Consider the following 8,821-nt stretch of genomic DNA (forward strand, 5'->3'; position numbering starts at 1 on the left):
GTGCGAATAATGTAAATTGCTGCGTTTGCAGTTGAGGATTAGTTTGGGTACAATAGTAATCATGTTTGATTTGTAACGGAGGTATTCTGCATGGGAATTATTGCCCAACTTATTACAAGTTTTATAGCTTCTTTAGGGTTCGGGATTTTATTTAATGCACCAAAAAAGGTGTTAGTGCAATGTGGGATAAACGGTATGGCTGGTTGGATTGTCTATTACTTATTAGTCGATATCGGAATGAATGCTTTACCAGCAACGATTCTTGGAGCGGCACTCGTTGCAGTCATTAGCCGGATTTTTGCCAAAATGTATAAGACTCCGATTATTATCTTTAATGTTTCGGGTATCATACCGCTTGTACCAGGAGGGATGGCTTACAACGCTATGCGCAGCTTTGTCCAGAATGATTACTATGCTGCTTTTGAATATGCTACAGAAGTGATGCTTCTAGCTGGCGGAATTGCCATGGGGCTAATGTTTTCGGAAGTGTTAAATCAAGTGATGTTGAAAACGAGTGGCAAGAAGAGGAGAACACAGCTTTAGAGCTGTGTTTTTTTATTGGGTGAGGGAATTTGGTTGATATCCCTCACTCCATAGATTGTTATGCTTCATCTCCAACATCATCTGCTTCAGTCCGTGTGATCAACACCTTATCTACTCGTACATGATCCATATCTATCACTTCAATTTTTAAATCTTCCACCTTAATGAAATCTCCTTCGGCAGGGATATCGCCAAGGTAGGTAGTGATATATCCGCCTAGTGTGTGGGAGTCGCTCCTTAGTTCTTCAAGCTCCTCGATATCAAAATAGCGTTTGAAGCTTTCTAAGGGAATTAACCCATCTGCAAGCCATGAATTTTCGTCGCGCTGTGTAATTTCTGGATCGACATCCAGTAGATCTGGCATATCACCAACGATGTTTTCGATAAAGTCGTGTAAGGTGACAAAGCCTTCAATTCCACCGTATTCATCGATGACAACTGCTTGATGCATCCCGGAATCTTTTATTTTTTCTAGTGCTTGAAATGCCATCATCGCTTCTGGTAGTACTAATGCTTTTTCCACACAGTCCTCTAGTTTAAAGGATTCACCCAACACAAGGCGGCCAAACACAGTCTTTTTATGAATAATGCCTCGGAATTTATCGAGGCTTCCCTCACCGACTGGAAAAGAGGAATGGTTACTTTCACTCATAATACGCAAGTTGTCCTCAAGTGAATCCTCAACATCAATCCATTCTAGATACGTTCTAGGTGTCAAAATATCCCCTAAGCGTTGTTCACCCATAAAGAAAATTTGTTCCACCATCTCACGTTCATTTTCTTCGACTACTCCACTATAGACACCTTGTTCAATCATTTGCGTAATTTCTTCTTCTGTCACATCAGGGTTATTATTTTGTTTAATACCAAAAATTTTCAATACTAATTCGGTTGATTTACTTAACAGCCAAATCAGCGGTCGACCTACTTTGGAAAAGTAATACATCGGCTTCGCTACGGATAGTGCTACTTTTTCTGGGTTGTTCATGCCAATACGTTTCGGAACTAATTCTCCGATAATTAAAGATAAATATGTCGTGATGGCGATAACGATAAACATACTTATTTGTGCACTAAAGGGAGCAAGGACCTCTATTTTTGCAATTGCCGGGGCTAATTTGCTAGCAATTGCAGCACCACCAAACGCACCTGTTACAACCCCGATCAACGTAATCCCGATTTGAATCGTCGATAACAGTTGATTCGGCTCCTCGGCGAGCTTCAGCGCAAATGTCGCTCTATTGTCCCCATCTTGTGCGATTTTTTCTAATCTTGCTTTCCTTGACGTTACAATGGCGATTTCTGTCATGGCAAAAATACCATTAGCTATAATTAAAATAAGGACTATACTAATCGATATCAGCGGGATATCCAAAATACATTCACCAAACCTTTACATAATGATTTGCACAAGATAATTTAATCACAATACGATCCATTTAGTCTAATTTTCACTTCTCCAATGCTTCTTATTCTGAAAATGAGGTGAAAGAGTAGATGTTTTTCCGGTAATTATGATAATTTTTTACAATTTATGATACAATGGGGACAACATAACATTAGGGGGATTCAGATGGATATTGCAGCGATGTCAGTCGTAATGGCTAATAGCCAGGTACGGTCAGAAGCAAGTTTACAGGTAATCGCAAATATTAAAGATCTCATGCAACAGCAAGGTGCACAGTTGACTGAAATGTTAAGCCAATCTACACCTCAAGCTCCACACCCGACACTTGGGAAAAGCGTGGACATTTCGTTATAAATGAAAAAACCCCCTGTGTAGGGGGTTTTGTTAGGATTAGTTATTACTGATTGTTGTCATCGTCGTCTGTTCCTTCAGTTGGACCAGCACCATTGTTCTCTTCTTCTGTTAAACCATTTTCATTTCCTTCATCTAATCCATTTTCACCGGTTCCTGTACCGTTATCAGTACCCATACCATTATCGCCGTTATCTGTTCCACCATTTTCTAAATCATTATCAAGTCCATTATCATCTTCTTGATTTAATGGTGCTTCATCTTCAACCGGGTCATCAATGGGATCTTCTGTATCATCATCACCACATGCCACCATAAGTGATAATGCCAAAACAGGCGCACCTAATTTAATTAGCCATTTTTTGTTCATGACATTTCCTCCTTGTAGTAATAACTTTCGGCATTAGCTTGCCCCTTTTTTTACTTTCTGATACAGATTTTTTACGGAAAATTAATGTATTACTTATGTGTTTATGTATATTTTAGCAATAAATTTTTCCAAGCATGTAACTATAATCTTATTAGATTAACCTACTTCCATTAAAATATGCATAAAAAAATGCTACCAACTCATGGCAGCATTTTCATCTTTATTTAATTGCAAATGTAATCTCCGCTTCACAAGCAAGCTCACCATCAACTGTTGCAGTCCCTTTTCCTTTTCCAATTGGACCTTTAACTCGGACAATTTCAACTTCTAATTTTAGCTGATCACCTGGTTTTACTTGACGTTTAAACCGACAATTATCAATTCCAGCTAGAAAACCTAACTTGCCACGATTTTCTTCTTTCCCTAAAATAGCAATCGCTCCAGCTTGGGCTAGTGCCTCCACAATTAAAACACCGGGCATTACTGGGTAATCAGGAAAATGTCCTTGGAAAAATGGTTCATTTACCGTTACATTTTTCAACCCAACAACACGTTTCCCCTCTTCCATTTCTAAAACCTTATCCACTAATAGGAAGGGATAACGATGTGGGATTATGTTTTTTATTTCATTAATATCCAACATTTAGCGCTCCTTTTGTGTATACTTTATTTCATTATACCAGATATTAGTAGTTGGTATTAACTATTTACTCATTTTACATACTATCTTTTCAAAAGAGCTTGTTTCGCTATCTTCAACAAGTATTGGGTAGTTCATTCGCTTGTTGGTAAGCTAATATTCCTTTCTTAAAAACAAAAAACCTGTACTTATTATGTACAGGTTAACATCTATTTTTCTTTAATGACAATATCTATAATATGTTGCCATGTTTCCCATTTTAAAGCGTCACTCGGCTCTCCGTCCCCTAATCCACCGTAACCAACCATAAGGCCAACACAAAGCGCAACAACAGAAAGGGTAGCAACAACAACAATCCGTAACCAAATTGGGAAAATCCGTAATCGTGGCTTTTTGTTCTTACGTTTTTCTTCCTTTTGCTCTCTCTTTTGTTGTCTTCTGTTTTGTTTTAGCGTTTCGGTCATTTCTAATTCGCTATTTGCAGAACGTCTTCTACGCTTTTCTTTGTCGATGGAGGATTCATTACTAGAAGATGTTTCTTTAGATGTAGCTGGTTTCGCTTCACTTTCTGCAGCTCGCTTAGCAGGCTCACGTCTTTTATCATTATCAGTATGAAGCTCAATCCGTTTTCTTCTAGTAGATGTTTCTTCCTTAGTCTTATCAAACTGGTTTGTTGTGGACATAACTCGGTTCACCTATTTCCATACATTTCATTATTTTTCTACTATAAGTTATCCTTTAATGTGCGTCAATCTCTTTTCGGACTTAAGAACGTAATTGGTTAATTAAGCCCATCATTTGATCGCCCATGGAAATGGTACGTGCGTTAAATTGGTAAGAACGCTGTACATTAATTAGATCCGTTAATTCTTTCCCCATGTTTACATTAGACGTTTCCAGTGCCCCACTTTTTAGTGCTGCTGGAACTCCTTGGATAATTTCAGCTGCGTTGTAACCTAGTTGAGCTAAATCAGTTGGTAGGCGGAAATTATTATTTCCAGTAGCCTCAAGTAATCTTGGTCTCACCGCTTCTACTATTTCCAATTGGCCAACCACTTCAGTGTTAGTGCCACGTTTTACCGTGATTAATCCATTTTCAGCAATTTGAATATCATCAAATCCGTCTTCGAATATTAGTTGTCCATTCGTACCTAAGACTGGATCACCATCTTTAGTCGTAAGCATCACTTGGTTATTTTCAAGTGGACTTAAATAAAATGCCCCATCTCTAGTGTAACGAGTTTCCGTTATATTATTTTCCGTAACAGATACTTGGAATAGATGATTTGGTTGTAGTAACGCTATATCTAAAGCACGACCAGTTTCATTTAACGCACCTTGTGATAAATCTATGTTAATGGAACCAAGTTTAGCACCAGAACCAACACGTACCCCATCTGGAGTAAGTCTACCTTCTAGATTGGCAGGGTCGTTTAAGTTATTAATTTGTTGGAATAATAATGATGCAAAATCTGCTTGTCTTGCTTTATAACCAGTTGTTTGACTGTTCGCTAAATTATTTCCAATCAAGTCCATTTTTTGTTGGAGTTGATTCATCGTTACTGCAGCTTGAATCATAGATCTAGACATAACGATTCCCCCTTTTCCAATTCAGACATTATCCGATACGACCGATTTCACTTACTGCTTTCCCTAAGCTTTCGTCGTACGCTTTTAGAACACGTTGGTTCATTTCAAAACTACGATACGCTTCCATCATTTGCGTCATTGTTTGCGCTGCATCCACATTAGACTGTTCTAAAAAGCCTTGTTGTACGGTAAATGTTGCACCAGCCGGAACAGGTCCTGCTTCACCGTTATAAAGACCATTTCCCTCTTTTTCAAGCTGGTTCACATTAGGCGTATACGCAATTCCTAGTTGGATCGTTTCCCCGCCAACTTGAAGTCCACCATCCGGTGTTACGGTAAATTCCATACCACCCGTTTGAATTGGATTTCCAGCTTCATTTAACACATAATATCCTTGTGTCGTAACGAGAAAGCCTTGTCCATCTACAGTAAAGTTACCGTTTCTTGTGTAACGCGGCTCTCCATTTTCATTTTGCACAGTGAAAAAGATACTTCCCGTTTCATCAGGAAACACACCATCGATTAATGCAAGGTCCGTTGTTACACCAGTATCTCTTAGTGCACCTTGGATGAAGTCTGGGACATATTCCTGCACATAAACACCTGTGTTCAATGACCCAATCGGATTTTGAACTGGTAAATTTATAGGTTGTTTTGTCGGAATATCTCTAGCTCCCATTTGGTACATCAGCATCTCAGGGAACGCTCGCAACGACGCTTGATCCTGCTTGTACCCTGGAGTATTGGCATTGGCAATATTATTCGCTAATGCATCTTGTTGCCTTTGCATTGTAAGCATTCCACTTGCTGCAGTATAAAATCCTCTAAGCACTACAATACGCCTCCCCGTGAACTGTGTTTTTTCTTTCAAGTGTTACAAACGCATAACACCAAAATGGTCCTATATTTAAACGATATTTCTACCTTCTACTTTATCAATATTTTCAAGCATAATTCCCGTTCCTTTTGCCACACAATGCATTGGTTCTTCTGCTAAGAAAACAGGTACTTTTAATTCCTCTGCTAATAACTGATCAATGCCGTGAATTAAAGCACCACCACCAGTTAAAATAACACCACGATCAATAATATCTGCTGATAATTCTGGTGGTGTACGTTCTAGTACAGACTTAGCACCTTGTACAATCAACGATACCGGCTCACGCAGCGCCTCTTCAATTTCCTCAGAATGTACAGTAATTGTACGTGGAAGTCCCGTTACCATATCACGGCCACGGATATCCATTTCTTCTTGGCGAGCACCTTTAAAAACAGTTGCAATATTAATTTTAATATCTTCCGCAGTACGCTCCCCTATAAGAAGCTTATACTTACGTTTTATGTACTGAAGAATTTCTACATCAAATTTATCCCCAGCCATTTTAATGGATTCGGAAGTTACGATATCACCCATTGAAAGAACGGCAACATCCGTAGTTCCTCCACCAATATCTACGACCATATTTCCACTAGGCTGATAAATTTCCATTCCAGCCCCAATAGCCGCTACCTTTGGCTCTTCTTCTAAATATACTTTCTTACCGCCAGATTTCTCCGCAGCCTCTTTAATCGCCTTTTGCTCTACCTTCGTAATATTCGTCGGGCAGCAAATAAGCATTCTCGGCTTAGAAAGAAATCCTTTCACTTTAATTTTATTTATAAAATATTTTAACATTGCTTCTGTTACATCGAAATCAGCGATTACGCCATCTTTCAACGGACGAATTGCCTCGATATTTCCTGGTGTCCGTCCAACCATACGTCTAGCAGCTTCTCCAACCTCAAGCACTTTGCCAGTGTTACGATCCATAGCCACAACCGATGGCTCATTAAGTACAATTCCTTTACCCTTCACATGTATCAACACATTGGCAGTCCCAAGGTCAATCCCAATATCCCTAGAAAACATCAAAATCCTCCTCGTTAAAAACTTTCCGCACCTGTTTCATAAACACAATGCTACTTATACAATATAATACCACAAAATTCTACATAAAACTTCAAAATTTAGGAAAAAAGGAGGATAAATTTTGGTTGGGGTTTGGGGGATTGGGGTTGGTTGGGGGATCTTCTTGGTTATTGGGAGTATCCTTGTCCTGTGTGGGCGCATCTTTCTTCTTTTTGGGGGCATCTTCTCCCGACGCGGGTGCATCTTTCTTCTATTTGGGCACATCCCCTCCCGGCGCGGGCGCATCTTTCTCCTTTTTGGGCACATCTCCTCCCGGCGCGGGCGCATCTTTCTCCTTTTTGGGCACATCTCCTCCCGACGCGGGTGCATCTTTCTCCTTTTTGGGTGCATCTCCTCCCGGCGCGGGCGCATCTTTCTCCTTTTCGGGTGCATCTTCTTCCCAAGTGGGAGCATCTTTCTCCTTTTTGGGCACATCTCCTCCCGGCGCGGGCGCATCTTTCTCTTTTTCGGGTGCATCTTCTCCGGGGTAGGTGCATCTTTCTCCTTGAGTGTACCAAAAAATTTATTAAATGATTTTTAAAAAAGTTTAGAAATAAAGAGGATTATGTGGTAGTTTGTAGAATTATTACATCAGATTATTTTAATTAGGAGTGATTTTTATTGAAAAAAATTATACTTAAACGAACTAAACCTTATGTATTACTTTGTTATGAAGCCCTATTTCGATGGCTCCTCCCTCAGCTCAGAGATAACAAAGTTCTTCAGGATGAATACGCTAGTTACTTAGCTGGTTATCGTGGTGAGAGAAATACAGATTACATTGTCTCCACATATCCTCATAAAGATGCCTATATTTTTCAAGGAATCCGCTTAAAGATAGGTCCATTCTATTTTCAAATAGACACACTTATAGTAACCCCTAGGATAATTCTTATTTTAGAAAGTAAAAATTTAAAAGGTGAGCTTGAGTATAATTATAAGACTAGGCAATTAGTTCAATTGGATGGCGATCAAAAGAAAGGTTACAAAAACCCTATCTTGCAGGCAGAAACTCATAAGCGACATTTAACCGCATGGCTTCAGCAGGCTGGTTTTCCACCTATCCCTATTGCAACTCTTGGTGTATCCACTAACCCTTCTTCCATTCTTACCTATAAAGATGAACATACATCACCTATAAATTTTATACAACTTGAATCCCTTCCAAATCTGTTTGATAACATTTATCAAACTAATTCCAAAACTGTCTATGACCAAACAACCATACGAAAACTTAATAAAACCTTACTCAAAGATAATACTCCACTAAAACCTGATTTAATTAAACAATATACTATTAATGAACGGCATCTAATTAAAGGGATAGGTTGTACTAACTGTAACCATGCTCCATTACAGTATAAAAACAGAAAATGGTTTTGTATAAAATGCGGGCATCAATATGCTAAAGCACATGAACAAAAAATTCTTGATTATTTTTTACTTTTTGAGCCGTCCATTACTAATCGAATGTGTAGAGAAATCCTTCAAATTAATTCTCCAAAGATTGCTCGTCGACTTCTTTATTCAATGAATCTAGATTATTCCGGAAAAAATTTTGGAAGAAAGTATCATAAACCATCATTAGACATGTTCCCACAGGAATCTTTTTTACCAATAGGTAAACGGTCTATTTTTAATGATTAAACTCTAAATACCGATTTTTCAGGTTCATATCCTTTTATCAAGGATCGTGAACCTGTTCTTTTTTATTGGGTGGGCTTCTTTGTCATTATGTACATCTTATTACTATTTGGGATCAGCTTTGGATTCGGTTTATCTCTTCCATTTTTGGGATCATCTACTCCTACATTTGGGGCATCTCTCTCCTTTTCAGGCTCATCTACTCCTGCTTCGGGGCATCTCTCCCCTCATCGGGCTCATCTACTCCTGCTTCGGGGGCATCTCTCCCCTCCTCGGGCTCATCTACTCCTGCTTCGGGGGCATCTTTCCCCGCATCGGGCTCATCTC

11 protein-coding genes are annotated in these 8,821 nt (G+C 39.1%); 3 read left to right on the forward strand and 8 right to left on the reverse strand.

Going from position 1 to position 8,821, the window contains the following annotated elements; all coding sequences use genetic code 11:
* Positions 1-90 precede the first annotated feature (90 nt).
* A complete protein-coding gene (locus AB1K81_RS17430) occupies positions 91-543 on the forward strand; it encodes a threonine/serine exporter family protein (protein WP_412977955.1) in 453 nt (150 codons plus the stop codon).
* 58 nt (positions 544-601) lie between these two features.
* On the opposite strand, the gene AB1K81_RS17435 is transcribed toward AB1K81_RS17430, so the two are convergent.
* Positions 602-1,918 (reverse strand): hemolysin family protein, encoded by a 1,317-nt coding sequence (locus tag AB1K81_RS17435; protein ID WP_412977956.1) that lies wholly within the window; start codon positions 1,916-1,918, stop codon positions 602-604.
* Positions 1,919-2,116: 198 nt separating this feature from the next.
* Here AB1K81_RS17435 and AB1K81_RS17440 point away from each other — a divergent pair, with 198 nt between their 5' ends.
* Positions 2,117-2,305: a YjfB family protein gene (locus AB1K81_RS17440; protein WP_412977957.1), complete on the forward strand. Its 189-nt coding sequence runs from the start codon at positions 2,117-2,119 to the stop codon at positions 2,303-2,305.
* A gap of 43 nt (positions 2,306-2,348) precedes the next feature.
* On the opposite strand, the gene AB1K81_RS17445 is transcribed toward AB1K81_RS17440, so the two are convergent.
* From AB1K81_RS17445 to AB1K81_RS17475, 7 genes are all read right to left on the reverse strand, one after another.
* On the reverse strand, positions 2,349-2,672 hold the full coding sequence (locus AB1K81_RS17445) for a hypothetical protein (protein ID WP_412977958.1): 324 nt from the start codon (positions 2,670-2,672) through the stop codon (positions 2,349-2,351).
* Positions 2,673-2,892: 220 nt separating this feature from the next.
* On the reverse strand, positions 2,893-3,315 hold the full coding sequence (gene fabZ / locus AB1K81_RS17450; protein ID WP_412977959.1) for a 3-hydroxyacyl-ACP dehydratase FabZ: 423 nt from the start codon (positions 3,313-3,315) through the stop codon (positions 2,893-2,895).
* A 206-nt stretch (positions 3,316-3,521) separates the two neighbouring features.
* A complete protein-coding gene (locus AB1K81_RS17455; protein WP_412977960.1) occupies positions 3,522-3,995 on the reverse strand; it encodes a DNA-directed RNA polymerase subunit beta in 474 nt (157 codons plus the stop codon).
* An 82-nt stretch (positions 3,996-4,077) separates the two neighbouring features.
* Positions 4,078-4,902, reverse strand: a complete 825-nt coding sequence (locus tag AB1K81_RS17460; RefSeq protein WP_412977961.1) for a flagellar hook-basal body protein — start codon at positions 4,900-4,902, stop codon at positions 4,078-4,080.
* A gap of 28 nt (positions 4,903-4,930) precedes the next feature.
* Positions 4,931-5,734 (reverse strand): flagellar hook-basal body protein, encoded by an 804-nt coding sequence (locus AB1K81_RS17465; RefSeq protein ID WP_412977962.1) that lies wholly within the window; start codon positions 5,732-5,734, stop codon positions 4,931-4,933.
* A gap of 75 nt (positions 5,735-5,809) precedes the next feature.
* Positions 5,810-6,811: a rod shape-determining protein gene (locus AB1K81_RS17470; protein ID WP_412977963.1), complete on the reverse strand. Its 1,002-nt coding sequence runs from the start codon at positions 6,809-6,811 to the stop codon at positions 5,810-5,812.
* A 250-nt stretch (positions 6,812-7,061) separates the two neighbouring features.
* A complete protein-coding gene (locus tag AB1K81_RS17475) occupies positions 7,062-7,283 on the reverse strand; it encodes a hypothetical protein (RefSeq protein ID WP_412977964.1) in 222 nt (73 codons plus the stop codon).
* A 188-nt stretch (positions 7,284-7,471) separates the two neighbouring features.
* Here AB1K81_RS17475 and AB1K81_RS17480 point away from each other — a divergent pair, with 188 nt between their 5' ends.
* Positions 7,472-8,497, forward strand: a complete 1,026-nt coding sequence (locus AB1K81_RS17480; RefSeq protein WP_412977965.1) for a nuclease-related domain-containing protein — start codon at positions 7,472-7,474, stop codon at positions 8,495-8,497.
* Positions 8,498-8,821: the final 324 nt, after the last annotated feature.

It is taken from the genome of Ornithinibacillus jepli (genome assembly GCF_047228935.1).
Taxonomy (GTDB): domain Bacteria; phylum Bacillota; class Bacilli; order Bacillales; family Amphibacillaceae; genus Ornithinibacillus.

Coding starts and splice junctions, on each gene's coding strand:
- AB1K81_RS17430 (WP_412977955.1), top strand. CDS start 91: ATGGGAATTATTGCCCAACTTATTACAAGTTTTATAGCTTCTTTAGGG.
- AB1K81_RS17440 (WP_412977957.1), top strand. CDS start 2,117: ATGGATATTGCAGCGATGTCAGTCGTAATGGCTAATAGCCAGGTACGG.
- AB1K81_RS17445 (WP_412977958.1), bottom strand. CDS start 2,672: ATGAACAAAAAATGGCTAATTAAATTAGGTGCGCCTGTTTTGGCATTA.
- fabZ (WP_412977959.1), bottom strand. CDS start 3,315: ATGTTGGATATTAATGAAATAAAAAACATAATCCCACATCGTTATCCC.
- AB1K81_RS17455 (WP_412977960.1), bottom strand. CDS start 3,995: ATGTCCACAACAAACCAGTTTGATAAGACTAAGGAAGAAACATCTACT.
- AB1K81_RS17460 (WP_412977961.1), bottom strand. CDS start 4,902: ATGTCTAGATCTATGATTCAAGCTGCAGTAACGATGAATCAACTCCAA.
- AB1K81_RS17470 (WP_412977963.1), bottom strand. CDS start 6,811: ATGTTTTCTAGGGATATTGGGATTGACCTTGGGACTGCCAATGTGTTG.